Origin of the sequence: Pseudomonas sp. Irchel s3a18 (genome assembly GCF_900187535.1) — a bacterium.
In the GTDB taxonomy this organism is placed as follows: domain Bacteria; phylum Pseudomonadota; class Gammaproteobacteria; order Pseudomonadales; family Pseudomonadaceae; genus Aquipseudomonas.
This window is the reverse complement of the sequence record NZ_FYDV01000004.1, coordinates 73,808-94,673: the sequence shown is the minus strand read 5'-3', so window position 1 is coordinate 94,673 and position 20,866 is coordinate 73,808. Positions and strand designations below refer to the sequence as shown.

At 60.3% G+C, this 20,866-nt stretch carries 22 protein-coding genes and 1 pseudogene; 12 read left to right on the top strand and 11 right to left on the bottom strand.

The features are described from left to right. Positions 1-3: 3 nt before the first annotated feature. From CKW29_RS07665 to CKW29_RS07655, 3 genes are all read right to left on the bottom strand, one after another. The gene (locus CKW29_RS07665) at positions 4-801 is read right to left on the bottom strand and encodes a phasin family protein (protein ID WP_095144623.1); all 798 of its coding nucleotides are present in this window, start codon (positions 799-801) and stop codon (positions 4-6) included. A 10-nt stretch (positions 802-811) separates the two neighbouring features. Then, on the bottom strand, positions 812-1,234 hold the full coding sequence (locus CKW29_RS07660) for a phasin family protein (RefSeq protein ID WP_095144622.1): 423 nt from the start codon (positions 1,232-1,234) through the stop codon (positions 812-814). Positions 1,235-1,430: 196 nt separating this feature from the next. After that, on the bottom strand, positions 1,431-1,706 hold the full coding sequence (locus CKW29_RS07655; protein ID WP_095144621.1) for a polyhydroxyalkanoic acid system family protein: 276 nt from the start codon (positions 1,704-1,706) through the stop codon (positions 1,431-1,433). Between the two features lie 155 nt (positions 1,707-1,861). Between CKW29_RS07655 and ubiE the strand changes: the two genes are divergently transcribed. The 12 genes and pseudogenes from ubiE (at position 1,862) to CKW29_RS07600 (ending at position 11,199) form a co-directional block, all read left to right on the top strand. Continuing rightward, positions 1,862-2,632, top strand: a complete 771-nt coding sequence (ubiE, locus tag CKW29_RS07650) for a bifunctional demethylmenaquinone methyltransferase/2-methoxy-6-polyprenyl-1,4-benzoquinol methylase UbiE (protein ID WP_095148237.1) — start codon at positions 1,862-1,864, stop codon at positions 2,630-2,632. Continuing rightward, the gene (locus CKW29_RS07645) at positions 2,632-3,255 is read left to right on the top strand and encodes an SCP2 domain-containing protein (RefSeq protein ID WP_095144620.1); all 624 of its coding nucleotides are present in this window, start codon (positions 2,632-2,634) and stop codon (positions 3,253-3,255) included. The genes ubiE and CKW29_RS07645 overlap by 1 nt, the downstream gene beginning before the upstream one ends. Beyond that, entirely contained in the window at positions 3,252-4,856 is a 1,605-nt protein-coding gene (gene ubiB, locus CKW29_RS07640) for a ubiquinone biosynthesis regulatory protein kinase UbiB (protein WP_095144619.1), read from the top strand. The genes CKW29_RS07645 and ubiB overlap by 4 nt, the downstream gene beginning before the upstream one ends. A gap of 170 nt (positions 4,857-5,026) precedes the next feature. Beyond that, entirely contained in the window at positions 5,027-5,428 is a 402-nt protein-coding gene (gene hisI, locus CKW29_RS07635; protein WP_095144618.1) for a phosphoribosyl-AMP cyclohydrolase, read from the top strand. Further along, positions 5,421-5,753 carry a phosphoribosyl-ATP diphosphatase gene (locus tag CKW29_RS07630; protein WP_003220849.1) on the top strand — a complete coding sequence of 111 codons (333 nt, stop codon included), beginning with the start codon at positions 5,421-5,423 and terminating at the stop codon, positions 5,751-5,753. The genes hisI and CKW29_RS07630 overlap by 8 nt, the downstream gene beginning before the upstream one ends. 25 nt (positions 5,754-5,778) lie before the next feature. Continuing rightward, positions 5,779-6,057, top strand: a complete 279-nt coding sequence (locus tag CKW29_RS07625; protein WP_095077997.1) for a twin-arginine translocase TatA/TatE family subunit — start codon at positions 5,779-5,781, stop codon at positions 6,055-6,057. Between the two features lie 10 nt (positions 6,058-6,067). Beyond that, complete coding sequence (gene tatB / locus CKW29_RS07620) at positions 6,068-6,487, top strand: Sec-independent protein translocase protein TatB (protein WP_095144617.1); 420 nt, start codon at positions 6,068-6,070, stop codon at positions 6,485-6,487. Next, the gene (tatC, locus tag CKW29_RS07615) at positions 6,484-7,278 is read left to right on the top strand and encodes a twin-arginine translocase subunit TatC (RefSeq protein WP_095077995.1); all 795 of its coding nucleotides are present in this window, start codon (positions 6,484-6,486) and stop codon (positions 7,276-7,278) included. The genes tatB and tatC overlap by 4 nt, the downstream gene beginning before the upstream one ends. Next, a complete protein-coding gene (locus CKW29_RS07610; RefSeq protein WP_095144616.1) occupies positions 7,275-7,982 on the top strand; it encodes a 16S rRNA (uracil(1498)-N(3))-methyltransferase in 708 nt (235 codons plus the stop codon). Before tatC ends, CKW29_RS07610 begins: the two co-directional genes overlap by 4 nt. Positions 7,983-8,112: 130 nt before the next feature. After that, positions 8,113-9,171, top strand: a pseudogene (locus CKW29_RS26280) (methyl-accepting chemotaxis protein); the annotation flags it as partial. Then, positions 9,166-10,029, top strand: a complete 864-nt coding sequence (locus CKW29_RS26275; protein ID WP_371850787.1) for a methyl-accepting chemotaxis protein — start codon at positions 9,166-9,168, stop codon at positions 10,027-10,029. The pseudogene CKW29_RS26280 and the gene CKW29_RS26275, both read left to right, overlap by 6 nt. Positions 10,030-10,332: 303 nt before the next feature. Continuing rightward, entirely contained in the window at positions 10,333-11,199 is an 867-nt protein-coding gene (locus tag CKW29_RS07600; protein ID WP_143496849.1) for a hypothetical protein, read from the top strand. 91 nt (positions 11,200-11,290) lie between these two features. Here CKW29_RS07600 and CKW29_RS07595 read toward each other — a convergent pair whose 3' ends face one another. The 8 genes from CKW29_RS07595 to pip all read right to left on the bottom strand — a co-directional run bounded on the left by CKW29_RS07595 (position 11,291) and on the right by pip (position 20,781). Next, on the bottom strand, positions 11,291-11,761 hold the full coding sequence (locus CKW29_RS07595; protein ID WP_095148234.1) for an HIT family protein: 471 nt from the start codon (positions 11,759-11,761) through the stop codon (positions 11,291-11,293). Positions 11,762-11,898: 137 nt separating this feature from the next. Then, the gene (locus tag CKW29_RS07590) at positions 11,899-12,633 is read right to left on the bottom strand and encodes an amino acid ABC transporter ATP-binding protein (RefSeq protein WP_095077991.1); all 735 of its coding nucleotides are present in this window, start codon (positions 12,631-12,633) and stop codon (positions 11,899-11,901) included. Then, complete coding sequence (locus CKW29_RS07585; protein WP_095077990.1) at positions 12,626-13,585, bottom strand: amino acid ABC transporter permease; 960 nt, start codon at positions 13,583-13,585, stop codon at positions 12,626-12,628. The genes CKW29_RS07590 and CKW29_RS07585 overlap by 8 nt, the downstream gene beginning before the upstream one ends. 142 nt (positions 13,586-13,727) lie before the next feature. Further along, positions 13,728-14,525 carry a transporter substrate-binding domain-containing protein gene (locus CKW29_RS07580; RefSeq protein WP_095144863.1) on the bottom strand — a complete coding sequence of 266 codons (798 nt, stop codon included), beginning with the start codon at positions 14,523-14,525 and terminating at the stop codon, positions 13,728-13,730. 192 nt (positions 14,526-14,717) lie between these two features. After that, a complete protein-coding gene (gene mdoH / locus CKW29_RS07575; RefSeq protein WP_095144612.1) occupies positions 14,718-17,288 on the bottom strand; it encodes a glucans biosynthesis glucosyltransferase MdoH in 2,571 nt (856 codons plus the stop codon). Further along, positions 17,281-19,068 carry a glucan biosynthesis protein G gene (locus CKW29_RS07570; RefSeq protein WP_176465301.1) on the bottom strand — a complete coding sequence of 596 codons (1,788 nt, stop codon included), beginning with the start codon at positions 19,066-19,068 and terminating at the stop codon, positions 17,281-17,283. Before CKW29_RS07570 ends, mdoH begins: the two co-directional genes overlap by 8 nt. Before the next feature lie 307 nt (positions 19,069-19,375). Continuing rightward, positions 19,376-19,813: a D-aminoacyl-tRNA deacylase gene (gene dtd / locus CKW29_RS07565; RefSeq protein ID WP_095144610.1), complete on the bottom strand. Its 438-nt coding sequence runs from the start codon at positions 19,811-19,813 to the stop codon at positions 19,376-19,378. Next, the gene (gene pip, locus CKW29_RS07560; RefSeq protein ID WP_095077987.1) at positions 19,810-20,781 is read right to left on the bottom strand and encodes a prolyl aminopeptidase; all 972 of its coding nucleotides are present in this window, start codon (positions 20,779-20,781) and stop codon (positions 19,810-19,812) included. The genes dtd and pip overlap by 4 nt, the downstream gene beginning before the upstream one ends. Positions 20,782-20,866 lie beyond the last annotated feature (85 nt).

The following is a 20,866-nucleotide window of genomic DNA, read 5'->3' as shown; positions in this document are numbered from 1 at the left end:
GAATCAGGACTGACTGGATGGCGCCGATGGTGCTGGCGTTACAGTCGGTGCCGCAGCCGGCGCGGGTGCCGAGACCGAGTTCGCTGGGCTTACCGCAGCGGCAGGTGTTGCCGGCTTGGCAGCGGCCACTGCCGGTTTCGGCGCGGCAGCTTTCGGGGCTGCTGGCTTCTTGGCCACGGGTTTCTTCGCTGCGGCCGGCTTGGCCGCTGCGGTTTTCGCAGCAGGCTTGGCGGCAGCTTTGGCGGCTACCGGTTTAGCTGCGGGCTTGGCCGCTGCCGGTTTGGCGGCTGCGGTTTTCGCTGCTGGCTTGGCGGCAGGTTTTGCAGCAGCCTTGGCCAGCGGCTTGGCTGCGGTTTTTGCCGCAGGCTTGGCCGCAACAGGTGCAACCTTGGCGCCGGTGAGTTTTTCGATTTGCTTGGTCAGGGTATCGACCTTGCTATGCAGCGCCTTGACTTCGTTGCGGCTTGGCACGCCAAGACGGGAAATGGCACTGTTCAGACGCTTGTCGAAAGCCCCTTCCAGTTCGTCCCACTTGCCCAGTGCGCGATCTTTAACGCCACTGATGCGCGACTTGGCCGATGTAGCGGATTCTTTGGCAGCGTCAACTTTTTTGCCGACAGCGCTCTTGGTGAGCTTCTCGGCTTTCTCGCCATCCTTAACCAATGTATCGAAGAGTTTGCTGCCGTCAGTGTCGATCTTCGAGTACACGCCTAAACCGGCCAGCCAGATCTTGCGGGAGTAGTCTTCGACCTTCCCGATCCACGAGCTGCCTTCTTTCTCGGTGTTCTTTTTACCAGCCATCCCGTTCTCCTTAATGTTTACGCGCGACACGTTCAAGCAATGCCGTCAGCTCATCGAGCTTAGCAGAGAGTGTCTCAACGTCATGTTTAGACGCAATGCCGATACGATTCAAGGCACCGGCGACACGCGCATCAAAGGCCTTCTCGACTTTGTCGAACTGGACTTCGACACGGTCCCTGAGGCTGACGACATCAGTCTTGACGCTATCAATCTGGGTGTTGGCGGCTTCAAGTTGTTCAGTCACAACTTCTTTGCCTTTCTTTTCAACAGTTTGACCAGCCTTGATCAACTCTTGAAAGTACTCGCTGCCTTCCTGGCCGACCTTGGCGTAGGCACCCAGGCCTGCCAGCCAGATCTTGCGGGCATAGGATTTCACTTCATTCACCGTGGTCGGCTGAACGTCAGTTTTTTTCTTCAAGGTTACTTTGGCCATGGTGCACCTCACGCGCAGAAGGTTTGAGGAACTGCCCGCAAAAGAGTCGGGCTCAGGCACAAGGTAGGGAGAAAAATTAGAAACGGCACCCTAACAACCGACATAAACAAGCAGTGCCTGTCCGAGATCAATTGTGGCGAGAGCGCTTCGCACCCCGGCGGGAGCAAGTGCCCTCGCCACAGGTATGAGTGCGACCTTATACGAGGACTTTATCGAGGGCCTTTTCGATTTCCGCCTTGATGGTGCCGCTCATGGCCGACATCAGCATGCCCAACTCTACATCGATGCGAATCGAATCCTCGCCGACATGCACCGCGCCCTTCACTCCGGAACGCTTGAGGTTCAGGGTGTCACCCGACCATTGCGGCTCCAGGCCATACTGATCGGCCAGCTTGCTCGCCAGCTTGTCGGCCTTCTCGCGGGCGGCTTCCTTACCCAGACTGTGGGCACGCTCAACACTAATACGGGCCATTGAATGACTCCTGATTTATGAATGCCTGGCCGGCACATCCTGACCCCTGCTGCGTCAAAACGTCCCGACGGTTGCCCATCTTACCTTCAGCCTTGCCAAGACAAAGCATCCCTTGGGGATTAGAATGTCGCGCAATCTCTTTTGGTGACAGCGATATGACTGACCAGCGCAAAGGCAGCGATGCCGAACCCACCACACACTTCGGCTTCAAAAACGTTCCGGAAAGCCAGAAAGCGGAAAAAGTCGCCGAGGTGTTCCACTCGGTAGCCGCCAAGTACGACTTGATGAACGACGTGCTGTCCGGCGGTATGCACCGCCTGTGGAAGCGTTTCACCATCGAACTGTCGGGTGTACGCGCAGGCAATCGCGTGCTGGACATCGCCGGCGGCACGGGCGACCTGGCGGCCAAATTCTCCCATCTGGTCGGCCCGACCGGTCAGGTGGTGCTGGCCGACATCAACGAGTCCATGCTCAAGGTCGGTCGCGACCGTCTGCTGGACAAGGGTGTGGCCGGCAACATCGAATTCGTCCAGGCCGACGCTGAAAAGCTGCCATTCCCGGACAACCACTTCGACTGCGTGACCATCGCCTTCGGCTTGCGCAACGTTACCCACAAGGAAGACGCCCTGCGCTCGATGCTGCGGGTGCTCAAGCCTGGCGGCCGCCTGCTGGTGCTGGAGTTCTCCAAGCCCACCAGCGCGCTGATGTCCAAGGCCTATGACGCGTACTCGTTTGCCTTCATGCCGATGGTCGGCAAACTGATCCTCAATGACCCGGAAAGCTATCGCTACCTGGCCGAATCGATCCGCATGCACCCGAATCAGGAAACCCTGAAGTCGATGATGGTCGAAGCCGGTTTCGACCGCGTGACCTACCACAACATGACTGCCGGCATCGTCGCCCTGCACCGCGGCATCAAACCCTGATGTTGCTCGCCGGCCTGCTCGCCAGTGTCGAACTCGGCCTCAACCGGGTACTGCGGCTCGACAGCACAGCCCTGCCGCGCCTGGCCCATTTGAGCGGCAAGGTGATTGCCGTCGAGTGTCGCAGCCCGGCGCTTGAGCTGTTCATCCTGCCCAGCGATGAAAGCCTGATGCTGGCGTCCCATTGGGAAACCGCGGCCGACTGCACCTTGCGCGCACCCGCCTCGAGCCTGTTGGCGCTGGCCATGAGCAAGGACAAGACCTCGGTCCTGCACCGTACCGAGGTAGAGCTGGACGGTGACAGCGGCGTGCTGCTGGAACTGGCCGCCGTGTTGCAGGACCTGGAACTGGACTGGGAGTATGAACTCTCACGCTGGCTCGGCCCGGTTGCCACGCAACTGATTGGCGGCCACCTGCGCAGCCGCGCACGCTGGTATCAACAAGGATTCACCAGCCTGAACCAGAACCTCGCCGAATACCTCGCCGAAGAATCGCGCACCCTGGTCGGCCAGCGCGAAGCCGAAGCGCGGTTCAGCGAGCTGGACCAGATCAAACTCGACCTGGAACGTCTTGAGGCGCGCTTCGAGCGCCTCTCCCGATCCCTTGATTCAAGCGATAACGCATGAAGCTGCTTGCCGTCCGCCGTTTGTTGCGCATCCAGCGCGTCGTGATCCGCTACCGTCTCGATGACCTGCTGTTCGCCCTGCCACTGCCGTGGTTCCTGCTGGCGTTGCGTTATGCGTTGCCGTGGCGCTGGTTTCCGCGCAAAACCCTGGACCTGAGCCGGGGCGCTCGCTTGCGCCTGGCCTTGCAGGACCTGGGGCCGATCTTTATCAAGTTCGGGCAGATCCTCTCCACCCGCCGCGACCTGCTGCCCGAAGACATCGCCGATGAGCTGATGTTGCTGCAGGACCGGGTACCGCCCTTCGATTCACAGGTGGCGGTCAAGCTGATCGAAGATCAACTGGGCAAGAAGATCAGCGACGTGTTCAGCCGCTTCGACATCGAGCCGCTGGCGTCGGCCTCGGTCGCCCAGGTGCATGCCGCGCAACTCAAAAGCGGTGAAGAGGTGGTGGTCAAGGTCATCCGCCCCGGCCTCAAGCCCATCATCGCCCAAGACCTGGCATGGCTGTTCATTCTCGCCCGCGCCGCGGAAAAGTTCTCTGCCGACGCACGCTTGCTGCACCCGGTAGACGTGGTCAGCGACTACGAAAAAACCATCTACGACGAGCTCGACCTGCTGCGCGAGGCGGCCAACGCCAGCCAGCTCAAACGCAATTTCGACGACTCGCCACTGCTGTACGTACCCCAGGTCCACTGGGACTGGTGCCGGCCGAAAGTGCTGGTGATGGAGCGTATCTACGGGATTCAGGTCACCGACCTGGCGACCCTGGCCGACCAGCGCACCGACATGAAAATGCTCGCCGAGCGCGGCGTGGAGATTTTCTTCACCCAGGTGTTCCGCGACAGCTTTTTCCACGCCGACATGCACCCGGGCAACATCTTCGTCAGCACCGTGAACCCCTGGAGCCCGCAGTACATTGCCATCGACTGCGGGATCGTCGGCAGCCTCACCCCCGAGGACCAGGACTACCTGGCACGCAACCTGTTCGCGTTCTTCAAGCGTGACTACCGGCGCGTCGCGCAGTTGCACATCGATTCGGGCTGGGTGCCGGCTGAAACCAAGCTCAACGAATTCGAGGCGGCGATCCGCACGGTGTGCGAGCCGATCTTCGAAAAGCCGTTAAAGGATATTTCCTTCGGCCAAGTACTGATGCGCCTGTTCCAGACCGCGCGACGCTTCAACATGGAAGTGCAGCCACAGCTGGTATTGCTGCAAAAGACCCTGCTCAACATCGAAGGCCTGGGCCGTCAGCTGTACCCGGACCTGGACCTGTGGAACACCGCACAACCCTTCCTTGAACGCTGGATGCGCGAACGCGTGAGCCCCAAAGCCCTGCTGGGCAACCTGCACAGTCAGGTCGAGCAACTGCCGCACCTGGCCAACATGACCCGCGACCTGCTCGAGCGCATGTCCCTGCCCCACGCGGCCAACCCGCCACCTGCCTGGCACCGCCGCTCGGACGACTGGTTCCTGCGCCTGCTCGGCACCGCCCATCTGGCCGGCGGCGCGATCCTGCTGGCCGGCGGCCCATTGAACGAACTGGGCCACTGGCCGGGGGCGATCATGGTAGCCGTGGGCTTGTATCTGGTCGTTCGCCGATAGCAGGAAACAGCTGCAAGTTATAAGCTTCAAGCTTCAAGCGATGCTCGTAGCACTCACGTTTGCCTTATGCCTGTAGATTTGTAACGTTGCACATGACGAAAGAACGTAGCGGAATGGCTTTTACTTGTAGCTTGACGCTTAAAGCTAGCAACTGCTTTCAAGGCTCAACGATGAAAAACTGGCTGGACGAGATCAAATGGGACAGCGACGGCCTGGTGCCGGCCATCGCCCAGGATCACAAGACCGGGCGTGTGCTGATGATGGCCTGGATGAACCGCGAAGCGCTGGAACTGACCGCCCTCGAGAACCGTGCCATCTACTGGTCACGCTCGCGTGGCAAGCTGTGGCGCAAGGGTGAAGAGTCCGGGCACGTGCAAACCCTGCATGAAATGCGCCTGGACTGCGACGCCGACGTGATCATCCTGATGGTCGAGCAGATCGGCGACATCGCCTGTCACACCGGCCGCCAAAGCTGTTTCTACCGCGTCTTTGAAAACGGCGACTGGAAAACCGTCGACCCGGTGCTCAAGGATCCGCACGCCATCTATTGCGCAGGACACACCCATGAGTGACACCCTGACCCGCCTGGCCCAGGTGCTGGAAGAACGTAAAGGCGCAGCCGCCGACAGCTCCTATGTCGCCAGCCTGTACCACAAGGGTTTGAACAAGATTCTGGAAAAGGTCGGCGAAGAGTCGGTCGAGACCATCATCGCCGCCAAAGACGCCGCCATCAGCGGAGATTGCAGCGATGTCATCTACGAAACCGCCGATCTGTGGTTCCATAGCATGGTCATGCTGGCCCAACTGGGGCAGCATCCACAGGCGGTGCTCGACGAGCTGGACCGCCGTTTCGGCCTGTCCGGTCACGTCGAGAAAGCCTCGCGTCCGTCCGCCTGAACAACTATTTGAGAGGAGCAGCAACATGGGCATTTTTGACTGGAAACACTGGGTCGTCATCCTGGTCGTCGTGGTACTGGTATTCGGTACCAAGAAACTGAAAAACCTCGGCACCGACGTCGGTGAGTCGATCAAGGGCTTTCGCAAGGCCATGAATGACGACGAAAAGCCTGCCGAGCCGGGCGCTGCGCCAACCGCGCAACCAGCACCGCCCGTGCAGCCACACGCCTCGACCCTGAACGAGCCGCACACCATCGATGTGCAGGCCCAGAAAGTCCAAGAGCCGACCCGCAAAGACTCGTGAGCACAGACTAATGTTCGGTATCAGCTTCACTGAACTGCTGCTTGTCGGCCTCGTTGCCCTGCTGGTGCTGGGTCCCGAGCGTCTGCCGGGCGCTGCGCGCACCGCCGGCCTGTGGGTCGGACGGCTCAAGCGCAGCTTCAACGCGATCAAACAGGAAGTTGAACGTGAAATCGGCGCCGACGAAATTCGCCGGCAGCTGCACAACGAGCACATTCTGTCGCTGGAGCAAGAGGCCCGTAAAATCCTCACGCCCGTCCAGCAGCAACCGAGCCCCTTTGAATCGGTGGCCGAGCAGTCGATTGCACCTGCCGTAGCACCGACTGAAGTGCCGCCAGTCGTTGCCACACCACCGGCAACACCGGTGACTCCTGCGGCGGCAACCCCTGCGCCTGCTCCCCTCGACTCAACACTGCCGCCGCGAGCCCCATGAGCGATATTCCAGAGAACGACCAGCACATGCCGCTGGTTTCGCACCTCACCGAGTTGCGCACTCGCCTGCTGCGCTGCGTCGCGGCGATTTTCCTGATCTTCGCCGGGCTGTTTGCCTTCACCCAGCAGATCTACACCTTCGTCTCGACGCCTCTGCGTGCGTACCTGCCCGCTGGCGCGACGATGATCGCCACCGACGTCTCATCGCCGTTCCTGACGCCGCTGAAACTGACGATGATGGTCTCGCTGTTCCTGGCGATTCCGGTGATCCTGCATCAGATCTGGGGCTTCATCGCGCCAGGCCTGTACAAGCATGAGAAGCGCATCGCCGTGCCGTTGCTGGTGTCGAGCATCGTGCTGTTCTACGCCGGCATGGCCTTCGCCTACTTCCTGGTGTTCCCGCTGATCTTCAAGTTCTTCGCCGCTGCCACCCCGGCCGGCGTGGAAATGATGACCGACATCACCAGCTACCTCGATTTCGTCATGACGCTGTTCTTCGCCTTTGGCGTGGCATTCGAGATCCCGGTGGCCGTGGTGCTGCTGGTGTGGATCGGCGTGGTCGACGTCGCCTACCTGAAGAAAATCCGCCCGTACGTGATCATCGGCTGCTTCGTGGTCGGCATGATCCTTACCCCACCGGACATCTTCTCCCAGACCCTGCTGGCCGTACCGATGTGGATGCTGTTCGAAGTGGGCATCCTGTTTGGCAGCCTGATCAGTAAACGCGGCACGCACCCGGACGACCAGCCGGCTGACGATCACAACGACCAGCCACCAGCGACCCAACCGTGAACCTGCTGCTCCTTGAAGAGGCCGACTTCATTGCGGCCGACCGGGTGATCCTGCGTGATCGCCGGCTGACCCATATGCAGGAAGTCCACCGCTGTGAAGTGGGTGACAGCATGCGGGTCGGACGCATCGGCGGGCTGATGGGTTCGGCCGAAGTGCTGCGCCTGGAGCCGGCGGAAGCAGAGCTGCGGGTTACGCTCGACCAGCCTCCCCCGGCCAAGCTGCCACTGACCCTGATCCTGGCCCTGCCCCGGCCGAAAATGCTGCGTCGCGTGTTCCAGACCGTTGCCACCATGGGTGTGCCACGGGTGGTGCTGGTCAACAGCTACCGGGTGGAGAAAAGCTTCTGGCAGACGCCGTTTCTGGAGCCCGAAGCCATTCGCGAGCAACTGATTCTGGGGCTGGAACAGGCTCGCGACAGCGTGCTGCCGGACATCGTCATCGAAAAGCGCTTCAAGCCCTTCGTCGAGGACCGTCTGCCCGCCATCACCGACGGCACCCTGGGGCTGGTCGGTCATCCGGGCAACTTCCCGCCCTGCCCGCGCGGGCTGGACGAGCCGGTCACCCTGGCCATCGGCCCGGAAGGCGGCTGGATCCCCTACGAAATCGATTTGCTGGGCAAGGCCGGCCTGCAACCGGTACAGCTCGGCGAACGCATCCTGCGGGTTGAGACCGCCGTCACGGCCCTGCTCTCGCGACTGTTCTGACCCCATGTGGCGAGGGCGCTTGCTCCCTCGCCACCCGTAGTTACCTGCCCGGACAGCGCGGTACTCCTACAGAATTCCCTCCCCCTGCCGATAGGCTCTCCATAATTCCAATTAATGGGGAGTGCGCAGCATGTACCGATGGTTAGCCGAAAATCTGGGCAACGTGAGCGTCAATCGCAAGCTGGGCATCGGCTTTGGCCTGGTACTGCTGTTGACCCTGTTGATCACCGTCAACGGCTGGTCGGGAATGAGCAGCATCATCAGCCGCGGCGATAAGCTGGGTTACATCTCCAGCCTCAACGAGCTGACCAAAGACCTGCGTATCGCCCGCATGGACTATGAAATGCGTCGTGGCGAACAAGGCCCCGCTGCCGTGACTGACCTGCTGAACAAGCTCGACAGCGGCCTCAAAAGCGCACTGACGATGATTGAGCAACCGGCTGACCTGGCCCTGCTCAACCAGCAACTGGAGGCCGTCAGCAAATACCGGCACGCCTTTGCCGACATGACCCAGGCCACCGCCAACCGCGAAGCCGCCCGCGCCCAGCTCGGCGCCACCGCCGACCATGCCGTGGCCCGCGTGGCCGAGGTCGAAAAAGCCCTGCTGCAGGGCGATAACGTCAGCCAGTTCAACGCTGTCATCGAGCTCGGCAAGCTACTGCAGCAAGCGCGTTTCCAGGTGCGCGGCTACACCTACAGCGGCAAGGTCGAGGCCCAGCAACCGGCACTGGACGCCATCGACAATGCCCTGAAATACCTCAAGACCTTGCCCGGGCAACTGCCGGAGCAGCACGTCGGCAACCTGCAACAGGCCAGCGACGCGCTGATCGGCTACCGCGCGGCCGTCGCCCGGTTCCGCGACGCCCAACTGGCCAGCGCCACGGCCCTCAAGGACATGTCCGGCCAGGGTGACCTGCTGATGGACTTGAGCAAACAACTCACCACCTCGCAGACCGTCGTGCGTGACACTGACGCCGCCCACGCCAAGAACACCCTGCTGCTGGCTACCGTGCTGGCACTGGTGTTCGGCCTGCTCGCCGCCTGGGCCATTACCCGGCAGATCATCATCCCGCTGACCCAGACCCTCAAGGTCGCCGAGCGCATTGCCGCTGGCGACCTGACCCACAACCTCATCTCGCAGCGTCGCGATGAACTGGGCCAGTTGCAACGCGCCATACAGAGCATGAGCGTCGGCCTGCGCGAACTGATCGGAGGTATCAGCGATGGCGTGACGCAGATAGCCAGCGCCGCCGAACAACTCTCCGCCGTGACCGAGCAGACCAGCGCCGGGGTCAACAGCCAGAAGGTGGAAACCGACCAGGTGGCCACGGCCATGAACGAAATGGCCGCCACCGTCCAGGAAGTCGCGCGCAACGCCGAGGAAGCCTCCGAAGCCGCCGTCGCTGCCGACCAGCAGGCCCGTGAAGGTGACAAGGTGGTCGGCCAAGCCATCGCCCAGATCGAGCGCCTGGCGACCGAGGTCGGCCACTCCACGGTCGCCATGGGCGATCTGAAGCGCGAGAGCGACAAGATCGGCAGCGTCCTGGACGTGATCAAGTCCGTGGCCCAGCAAACCAACCTGCTGGCCCTCAACGCCGCCATCGAGGCCGCGCGTGCCGGTGAAGCCGGTCGTGGCTTTGCCGTGGTCGCCGATGAAGTGCGCAGCCTGGCGCAACGCACCCAGAAGTCCACCGAAGAGATCGAGGAATTGATTGTCGGTCTGCAGAGCGGCACCCAACAGGTCGCCACCATCCTGGACAACAGCCGCAGCCTCACCGACAGCAGCGTCGAACTGACACGTCGCGCCGGCGGCTCGCTGGACAACATCACCCGCACCGTTTCAGCGATTCAGGCGATGAACCAGCAGATTGCCGCCGCAGCCGAGCAACAAAGCGCTGTGGCCGAAGAGATCAACCGTAGCGTGCTGAATGTGCGTGATGTATCCGAACAGACTTCGGCCGCCAGCGAAGAAACCGCCGCCTCCAGCGTCGAACTGGCGCGATTGGGGGCGCATCTGCAGATGTTGGTGGGCAAGTTCAAAGTTTGAGACCGGTGTGAAATGCCTCCTCCCATATGGGAAGGAGGCCAGCACACACTGTTAAACAAACATTAAAACCAAATATTAAAAATGAAAAACAAACTTCACCAAACATCAAAACAGCACAGCACCCAACAAAAACATTAGAAACACATACAACACTCACTAACCAATCCTTATGCTAAGTTAAAGCCTTACACAAACCCAGGCTTCGACTTTGCAAATCAAGCAACCCAGCAAAACAACCACAACACCATTTAAAACCGACGACCCGCAAAGTCAGCTGCCTTTTATTACATGAGGGCAACTACAATGAATAGCACAGCACGCAATAGCAGACACACTTCCTGGATGCAATCCATCTACAACACTATCAAGCACTTAAAACTTCATGAGCTTGCGCTGCCATCGGCCCACAACTCAGGTATGGATAAAGGTGTGGCCGAGCCCATAAGCAGACACTGGGCGGTTTGCCAGGACCATATATTCTCCGTTCAAATGAACCATGGCGCTCGCGTTCTCGACCTGCGCATCGTCGACAACAGTTACAAAAAAGATGTCGGCGGCTCGAAAATTCCAAAATACAGGTTCGTGGAAAATATCACCTGCCAGCATGGAATCCAAGGCCGTAGTCTCGACCGATGTGTATCTTCAGTACGCTCATTCGCTGAAGCCAATCGCGGTGAGATCATCATATTGGACATTCACTCTTATAGTCCAGGACGAAACCTTAACAATGCGATCCAGCGCTGTAAGAACAAACTCAGCACCTTGGCCAACCTATTGATTCCTCCTACCGCGAGCGCACTGACGCTTGAAGAAATTCGTCAGACTTACCCCGGGAAAAACATCATTATTTGCTGGAGTCAGGGAGGTTACTGGCCGACGATCCAACACCGTTGGTCTGGCAATAACATTACATCAGAGAGCCAACTAATGGCGTTCATTCAGAGGTCCAGAAATGAATCAGCAAAAGGCGCTCTCAACTCCCTATCAGCTACCGCATACACCGTGGCTAACGGCCCTGTACGCATAAAGAATGGCAATAGTATCTGGGATGAAGTTTTCAGCCCCCTGCAACAATCGTTCAACATTATAAATGCTGATTTCCTTCAAGACACTGGCGTCGTGGAGCGATGCATTGCACTGAACAACGCGAGAGGCAGCAAGACATTTTAGCCTCCCTTCAACCACCCGAGAGTTATCGTGGCGTGCTGCAAGGCACACCTGCGTTTGGCTTTAACGTTTGGAATGAGGAGCAGCCGCTAGTTTATACCTCGATGTCGCCAACACCACGAATATGCTGCGCCATGCCCGCCAAGTCCTGGGTGGCCTCGCCCTTGAAATCATGGGACGAGATATAGCCTTCGTAGCGCTCGAAGAACTTGTCGACATTGGAGCTGATGGGCTTGAAGGCGCTTGAGTCGCCCGTCCCGTGCATGGGAAAGAGCTTGGCGTGCAAATGGTCAACGCCATAGCCCTCAAGCATCAGGCCGGTTCGGCCTACGTCCGGAAGCGCTTTGTCGATCAACAGCGCGACTTTTTTCGCGGCGATCATCAGCGCCGACAACACTTCGTCAGACTGGGCAAACGCATAGCTGCCAACGTGCTGCTTGGGCACAACGACCGAAAAACCCGGGGTGTTAGGGCGACTGGACAGGAAGGCCGCGTGGGCATCGTCTTCCCAGATCAGGTGCATGGGCGCCTGACCGGCGAGCATTGTGCAAAAGATACATTCCATGTATTTACCGCTCCGTGGATTTATTGCCGACCCTTGAATGAACGCACGAACCATTCGGCGATTTAGCGCTTCACGCTGAATCGGTGAACGAAGGGAGCCCCTGAGCATTCCCACGGGAACGCTCAGGGGCGACGCCGTTACAGGACCTGGCGCAAGAACGCCTGCGCCCGCGGATCCTTTGGCGCATCGAAGAACTCGGCCGGCGAGGCGTCTTCCAGCAGTTTTCCATGATCGAAGAACAACACCCGATCCGCCACTTCCCGGGCAAAGCCCATCTCGTGGGTGACGCACACCATGGTCATGCCTTCCACGGCCAGGGTTTTCATCACGTCCAGCACTTCGCCGACCATTTCCGGATCGAGCGCCGAGGTCGGTTCGTCGAACAGCATGACCTTGGGCTCCATCGCCAACGCCCGGGCGATTGCCACCCGCTGTTGTTGACCGCCGGACAGGCGTGACGGGAACTCGTGGGCCTTCTGCGCAATACCGACCTTTTCCAGCAGCGCCATGGCCTTGGCCTCGCGCTCCTTCTTGCCGCGCTTGCGCACGACCTTCTGCGCCAGGCACAGGTTTTCCAGCACCGTCATGTGCGGGAACAGGTTGAAGTGCTGGAACACCATGCCGACTTCACGGCGATAGGCGTTGACGTCGGTTTTCGGGTCGGCCAGTTGCAGGCCGTCGATACTCACCGAGCCGGAATCGAACTCTTCCAGGCCATTGAGACAGCGCAGGAAGGTCGACTTGCCGGAGCCGGACGGACCGATCACCACCAGCACTTCGCCCTTGGCCACTTGGGTGGTGACGTTATCCACCGCGCGAACCACCTGGCCACGGGTGTCGAAGACTTTTATCAGATCGCGGACTTCAATCACTTTGCGCGAGCCTCCGCTCAAGCCGGCTGGCCATTTTCGACAGCGGCAGGTTGATCAACAGGTACAGCCCGGCCACGCAGAACAGGATTTCGAACGGCGAGAACGAGGTGGTGATGACTTCACGGCCACTTTTCAGCAGTTCGGTGATGGCGATCACCGACACCAGCGAGGTGTCCTTGACCAGGCTGATGAACTGCCCCGCCAACGGCGGCAACACGCGCTTGAACGCCTGCGGCAGCACCACGTGGCGCATCGACTGGCTGGCATTCAGGCCCAGCGAGCGAGCCGCTTCGTTCTGCCCACGGGCAATCGACTGTACGCCGGAACGAATGATCTCGGCCACATAGGCACCGGTGAACAGCGACAGCGCGGCGATCCCGGCGAACTCGCGAGACAGGTTCAGCACCGTGCCGATGAAGAAGTAGAAAATGAAGATCTGCACCAGCAGCGGCGTACCACGCACCAGTTCGATGTAGACGATCGACAGGTCACGCAAGGTCGGGTTATTCGACAGCCGGCACAGGCCCGTTGCCAGCCCGATCAGCAACCCGAGCACACCGGACACCACGGACAGCCACAAGGTGGTCCAGAGGCCCCACATCAGCGGCCCCGCGGCCCAATGCCGGGTGACACCAATCACGTCGCCCTCGGCCACATCGTCGCCACGGGCCACTTGCAGGCTGTTGTCGTCGACGGTCAGCACTTGTTCGGTGCCGGCATCGTTGCGCAGGGTCACTTGCGCTTTGTCGCCCTTGCGCACCAGTTCACTGACGGTGGAGATGTCGGCGGCACGCTGGGTTTCTTCGGCGTGGTAGGCGAAGTACTGCGGCACGCGGTTCCAGCGCCACTCGTAGGACATCAGCGAGGTGGCGTAATACAACGCGCCAGCCATGCCGATCAGCACCAGCACGGTCAGCACGTGCCAGGGCCATTGGGCTTTTTTATGTTTCATCTGTAAGACTCTGAAATTCGCTCGTTCCCACGCTCTGCGTGGGAATGCATCCTGTGACGCTCTGCGTCACGCCAGCGAAGGGACGCGGAGCGTCCCGGGCGGTATTCCCACGCGGAGCGTGGGAACGATCATTTACTGGCCCTTACTCCATGTCTTTTTGCCAAGCGGTGTCTTTGAACCACTTGTCATGGATGCGATCGTAGGTGCCGTCTTCGCGGATCTGGTGCAGGAAGTTGTTAATGAAGTTGAGGCTGTCGTAGTCGCCCTTCTTCAGACCGAAGGCCAGTGGCTCGTAGGTGAACGGCTTGTCGAGGAACACCAGCTTGCCGTTGCCAACCTTGTTGACCGCGACCACGTTGTACGGTGCGTCGTAGATAAAGGCATCGGCCTTGCCGTTGACCACGTCGAGCACGGCTTCCTGCTCGTTGTCGTAGCCGTGGTACTTGGCCTTGGAGATCAGCTTCCTGGCGACCATCTCGCCGGTGGTGCCCTGCTTGGAGGTGATGCGGTAGTCAGCGGTGTTCAGGTCTTTGTAGGACTTGATGGTGCCTTCCAGTTCCTTGCGGATCAGCAGGGTCTGGCCGACCACGATGAAGGGTTCGCTGAAGTTCAGGCGCAGGTTACGCTCCTGGGTCAGGGTCATGCCGCTGCCGATCATGTCGAACTTGTCGGTCAACAGGGCCGGGATGATCCCGTCATAGCCGGTGGAGACCAGCTCCAGCTTGACGCCCATGGCCTTGGTCATGGCCTTGAGGAGGTCGACTTCGAAGCCGATGATTTCGCCGCGCTTGTTGGTCATTTCGAACGGCATGTAAGTCGGGTCCATGCCGACTTTCAGCGTGCCGCGCTTGACCGCGTCATCGATGGCGCCGGCTTGCGCCGCGTTGACTGCAACCAGTGCCGTGACGCCGAGCAGCAGCATCGAGAGATACTTCTTCATCATCAAAGTCCCCAATCTTTTTGTAGTAAGGCGCGCAAACCGCCGTTTTCCTTTGGAAAACCGACAGATACGGACAAAAAATTGTCCGGGCGTACCAAAGAAGGGAGCGATGCTAACGCACTCGGCCGTTTGCACAAGGGGTTACAGAAAATCCGCTAAAAAAAAGCCCCGCGGGTTAGCGGGGCTTTCTCATCAGGCCAGTTGCGCCTGGGTCATGACCGGCTTGAGCGGCAACAGCGGTGCGTGAGGATCGGCTTTCACCGAGTCTCGCCACGCGCCCAGCCACTCGGCATGGCCTTCGCTCCAGACCTGCTCATGCAGGCGAGCCAGGGCCACCGGATCGCTGAGCAGTTGCAGGCGGTCATGGTTGTTCAACCCGGCAGGCCCGACTTTCAGGGCATGCCTGACCCGCTCGGTGCGCAGCCACTCGATCGGCTCGGCCTGACCGTGACGCGAAGTCGCCAGCGAGCACGCCAGGGCGTTCTGCTGCGGGTCGACCACGGCACGGATAAAGCCGTCGTTCAGGGCATGCCAACGGTTTTCGTGGGTGTACTGGTCGGTCGCCAGCAAGGCCTGTGGCGGATTGTACTCCTCAGGAATCAGGAACAGGCTCTCGTCACGGGACTTCAGGCCCAGGCCCACGCGACTGGAGATCACCGACACCGGGATCGACAGCATCAGCGAGCCAACGATCGGCACCAGCCACCACAGGAAGCTCGGGTTCAGCCAGATCACCAGCAAGGCCCAGAAGAAGCCCAGCAGGGTCTGCGGACCGTGGCGCTTGACCGCTTCGCTCCACGGCGTGGAGTCGTCGTCACGCTGTGGCGAGTTCCAGGTCGCGGCCCAACCGAGGAACGCGGCGAGCACGAAACGGGTGTGGAAGATCATCCGTACTGGCGCCAGCAGCATGGAGAACAACATCTCCAGCAGCATCGACATCGTCACCTTGAACTTGCCGCCGAACTCTTTCGCGCCCTTGGCCCAGATCAGGATGATGCTCAGCAACTTCGGCAGGAACAGCAGCACGATGGTGGTCGAGAACAGGGCGATGGCCTTGTCCGGATGCCATTGCGGCCACAGCGGATACAGCTGGCGCGGCTCCAGGAAGTACTGCGGCTCCATCAGCGTGTTGACCGCCAGCAGCGCCGTCGACAACACCAGGAAGAAGAACCACAACGGTGCCGACAGGTAGGACATCACGCCGGTCAGGAACACCGCACGGTGCACCGGGTGCATGCCCTTGACCAGGAACAGGCGGAAGTTCATCAGGTTGCCGTGGCACCAGCGACGGTCACGCTTGAGTTCATCCAGCAGGTTCGGCGGCAGTTCTTCATAGCTGCCCGGCAGGTCGTAGGCAATCCACACGCCCCAGCCGGCACGGCGCATCAGCGCGGCTTCAACGAAGTCGTGGGACAGGATGGCCCCCGCAAAGGCACCTTTACCGGGCAACGGCGCCAGGGCGCAGTGCTCGATGAACGGCTTCATGCGGATGATCGCGTTGTGACCCCAGTAGTGGGATTCGCCCAGTTGCCAGAAGTGCAGGCCAGCCGTGAACAGCGGACCGTAGACACGGGTAGCGAACTGCTGCATGCGCGCATACAGGGTGTCCATGCCCGACGCACGCGGCGCGGTCTGGATGATCCCGGCGTCCGGCGTGGCTTCCATCAAACGCACCAGACTGGTCAGGCACTCGCCGCTCATCACCGAGTCAGCGTCGAGCACGACCATGTACTTGTAGTCACCGCCCCAACGACGGCAGAAGTCGTCGAGGTTACCGCTCTTGCGCTTCACGCGGCGGCGACGGCGGCGATAGAAGATCTTGCCGAAGCCCTTGGCTTCGCGGCAGACGTCCAGCCAGGCCTGCTGCTCGGCCACGCAGATGTCGGAGTCGTTGCTGTCACTGAGGACGAAGAAGTCGAATCGATCCAGGTCACCCGTCGCGGCGACCGACTCGAAGGTCGCGCGCAAACCGGCGAACACCCGCGGGACGTCTTCGTTGCAGATCGGCATCACCAAGGCGGTACGAGCGTCCTTGGGAATCGGCTCGTTACCGGCGCTTTTGCCGGAAATACGGTACTTGTCATGCCCGGTGAGCAACTCGAGGAAGCCCATCAGCGCCGTCCAGAAACCGGCCGAGACCCAGCAGAACAGAATCCCGAACAGAATCAGGATGCTGGTTTGCAAGGCATACGGCAGCACCTGGGTGGCGGTTTGCATCAGTGGCTGGTGCAGAACCTCGTCCAGGTCGACGAACGACCAGCCCTGGTACGGCATGATGCCTTTCATGTACCAGCCGGCGACGATGGTCTGGCCGAGCATCAGCACCAACAGGATGTAGCGACGGATCGAACCGACGGTGCGCCAGCGCGCGGCCGGCAACACACGCTCATCTTTCGGCGGGTTCGGCGGGTTGGTACGCCCGGTCAGGCGACGCCAGCCACGCACCAGGATGTTGGTACGCCATGGCTCGGGGACGACCTTGGTCCGACGAATCGGCGGGGTGGCTTTCAGGCACACCCGACCGCTGGCGTCGAGCGCCAGCATCTCGGCGTCCTCCAACTCCTGCGCGGAATTGAGGGTCAGCCGACGACCCACCGAGGCTTGTGCAGCCTCGACCGGTTCGTCGAACGTCTTGGACGACAGGCGCTCATGCAGCTCGCTGAAGGACTTGCAGCCCGCCAGTTCGGCGCGCTGCTCATCGGTCATTGGCAGGTGGGCCAGGTACTCGCTGAGAGACTCTGGCTGTGCTTGGGAATTACTCATCGGCAGGCAACTGATAGCTCCAGGTCTCGGTCAAGACTTGCTCGGTTTTAACCGCTGACTCTGAGGTGGAGAGTGGTGTGGCTGGATTCGCATCGGCAGCCACAGGCTGCTTGGCGTCTTTGTTGTCCTTTTCCTTGGCATCGTTGCCAGCTTGCTGGGCTTCAGCCTGCCTGGCTTCCTTGTCTTTCTTTTCCTGCTGTTTGGCGGCGACCTTGTCAGCCTTGGCAACGGCGGAGTTCGAGGTGGCTACCAGGGTCTTGGCAGGTTCGACAGGGGTAACGTCCTTGACCAGGGCCGCGCGCATCTCGGTGGACTTGCTCGGGTCCTTGATCTTCATGCGCAGCGTCAGGCGCCAGCCCTTGGTTTCAGGGTTGTAGCGCACGCTGTTCTCGACCAGTTCGGCGTTGTCGCCCACGCTCACCTGGCTACGCACTTCGGCCGTTTCCGGCAGGGCCTGCAGGGACGGGCCTTCGAAGTCCACCAGGTAGGCAACGCTGCCGTCCGGCTGACGAATCAGGTTGGACTGCTTCACGTCACCGGTGGAACGCAGGGTCTGTTCAACCCAGGCGCTGTCCGGCGAGTGCAGGGAAGCCTCGTCGATGGTCCAGTGCATGCGGTACGCGAAGTCCAGCGGCTGACCTGCTTCCGGCAGTTTTTCCGGGCTCCAGAAGGCAACGATGTTGTCGTTGGTTTCGTCGGCGGTCGGGATCTCTACGAGGTCGACAGTGCCTTTACCCCAGTCGCCTTTTGGCTCGATCCAGGCGCTTGGGCGCTTGTCGTAACGGTCATCGAGGTCTTCGTAATGACTGAAGTCACGACCACGCTGCAGCAGACCGAAACCACGCGGGTTCTCAACCTGGAAGTTGCTCACGGCCAGGTGTTTCGGGTTGTTCAACGGGCGCCAGATCCACTCGCCGTTACCGGCATGGATCGACAGACCGCTGGAATCGTGCAATTCGCGACGGTAGTTCAGGACTTTCGACGGCTGGTTGGCGCCGAACAGGAACATGCTGGTCAGCGGGGCGATCCCCAGCTTGCTGACCTTGTCACGCAGGAACATCTGCGCCTTGACGTCGACAACGGTGTCGCTGCCCGGACGCAGGGTCAGGCGGTAGGCACCCGTGGCGCGTGGCGAATCCAGCAGGGCGAAAATCACCAGGTGCTTGTCGGTCGGCTTTGGCTGCTCGATCCAGAACTCGGTGAAACGCGGGAACTCTTCACCCGACGGCAGTGCGGTGTCGATGGCCAGGCCACGGGCAGACAGGCCATAGACGTGGCCCTTGCCGACCACGCGGAAGTAACTCGCGCCGAGCATGGTCATGATTTCGTCTTGCTTGTCGGCCTTGTTGACCGGGTACAGGACACGGAAACCGGCATAACCCAGTTGCTCGGTGGCCTTGGGATCGAACTTCACGTCGCCGAAATCGAAACGACTCGGGTCGTACTTGATCTCTTCAACGGTGCTGGCGGTGATTTCGTTGATCTTCACCGGCGTGTCGAAGTGCATGCCCTGGTGATAGAACGACAGCTTGAACGGGGTTTTCTTGTTGGCCCATTCGGCTTTTTCGGTCAGGAAGCGGATTTTTTGATAATCCGCGAACTTCATCTCACGGAATTCGTTCGGCAGATTGCTGCGCGGGGCTTCGTACTTCTTCCCGGCCAGCTCTTTTGCCTTGACCGCCACATCATCCAGGTTGAATGCCCAAAGTTGGCCGGCGCTGAGCAGGCAAAGCAGTGCAGAGCCCGTCACCAGTGCATTACGTAACCGTTTGGCAGACATTCTTGGTGCATTACAGGGACTAACAATCACGAGCAACCCTCGCCGAAAACAAATCAAAAAACCAACGGCTAGCTATCTATGCGCCAGGTTGGCGAGCATTGTTCCGACTCCGCTGGGGCAAAATGATTCCCCAAACGGTCGCGAACAAGTCTCTACCTAAGTCAAAAATGGGCCAACGAACGCTGATCCCCGTAGCGCGGGATTATCTAGTAGCCCGCGTTACAACGCATCAGGGGTAACAAAGTATTTATCGCGAAAAACCCCTGTTTCACCCTGAAATACGCCCGAAAAGATGTTTCAAACGCTTTCAGGTCTGCAACAGGAAGGTCACCGGGCCGTCATTGACCAGGTGCACCTGCATATCCGCGCCAAATCTGCCTGATGCTACTTTGCCATGCAACTGTTGCGCCCTGGCTAATAAATAGTCAAAAAGCGCCTCTCCCAGTGCCGGAGGGGCAGCGGTGGAAAAGCTCGGGCGCAACCCGTTTTTGGTGTCGGCTGCCAGGGTGAACTGCGAGACCAACAGCAAACCACCCTCGACGTCGGCCAAGGACAGATTCATCTTGCCCTCGGCGTCGCTGAACACCCGATAGTTAAGCAGCTTATGCAGAAGTTTGTCGGCGCTGGCCTGCGTGTCGTCCGGTTCCACGGCCACCAGCACCAGTAGCCCCTGGTCGACAGCGCCCACAATCTCCCCCGCCACTTCGACTCGCGCGCCACGCACGCGCTGTAGCAGGCCCTTCATGCTTCTTCAGGCGGCAGATCGAGCAAGCGCCGCGCCATCTGGCTGGCTGCGCGCACCAAGGCATCGGTGATGCCCGGTTCGGAAGCCGCGTGACCGGCGTCGCGGATCACCTGCAGTTCGCTGTTGGGCCAGTTCTGATGCAACTCCCAGGCATTGTCCAGCGGGCAGATCACGTCGTAGCGGCCGTGGACGATGACCCCCGGCAAATGGGCGATCTTGCCCATGTTGCGGATCAACTGGTCAGGCTCGAGAAACGCATTGTTGGTGAAATAGTGGCATTCGATCCGGGCAATCGACAGCGCACGCTGCGGCTCGGAGAAGCGATCGACCACCAGCGGGTTCGGGCGCAGGGTGGCCGTGCGGCCCTCCCAGAGCGACCAGGCCTTGGCCGCGTGCATCTGGGCAATCTGGTCGTTACCGACCAGGCGCTTGTGGAATGCAGTGAGCAGGTCGTCGCGTTCGTCGTGGGGGATGGGCGCGATGTAGTCCTGCCAGTAGTCAGGGAACAGGCGGCTGGCGCCGGCCTGGTAGAACCATTCGATTTCCTGCGGGCGGCAAAGAAAGATCCCGCGCAGAATCAGACCGTGCACACGCTCAGGATGGGTTTGCGCATAAGCCAGGGACAGGGTCGAGCCCCAGGAGCCACCGAACAGCACCCATTTCTCGATGCCCAGATGCTGGCGAATCCGCTCCAGGTCAGCGACCAGATCCCAGGTGGTGTTGTTTTCCAGGCTGGCGTGCGGGGTCGAACGGCCGCAACCACGCTGATCGAAGGTGACAATACGATACAGATTCGGATCGAAGTAGCGCCGGCTCTGTGCATCGCAACCCGCCCCCGGGCCACCATGAATGAACACCACCGGCAAACCTTCCGGTGAACCGCTCTCGTCGACATACAGCGTGTGGGTTTCATCGACGGCCAGATCGTGCCGGGCGTAGGGTTTGATCTGCGGGTACAAAGTCTGCATTGCGCGCTCCGTAAGGGGTCGAGGTCATCCCTGGGGGGACTTCTATTATTCTGCCGTCCGGCATCATAAACCCGAATGGTGCAAT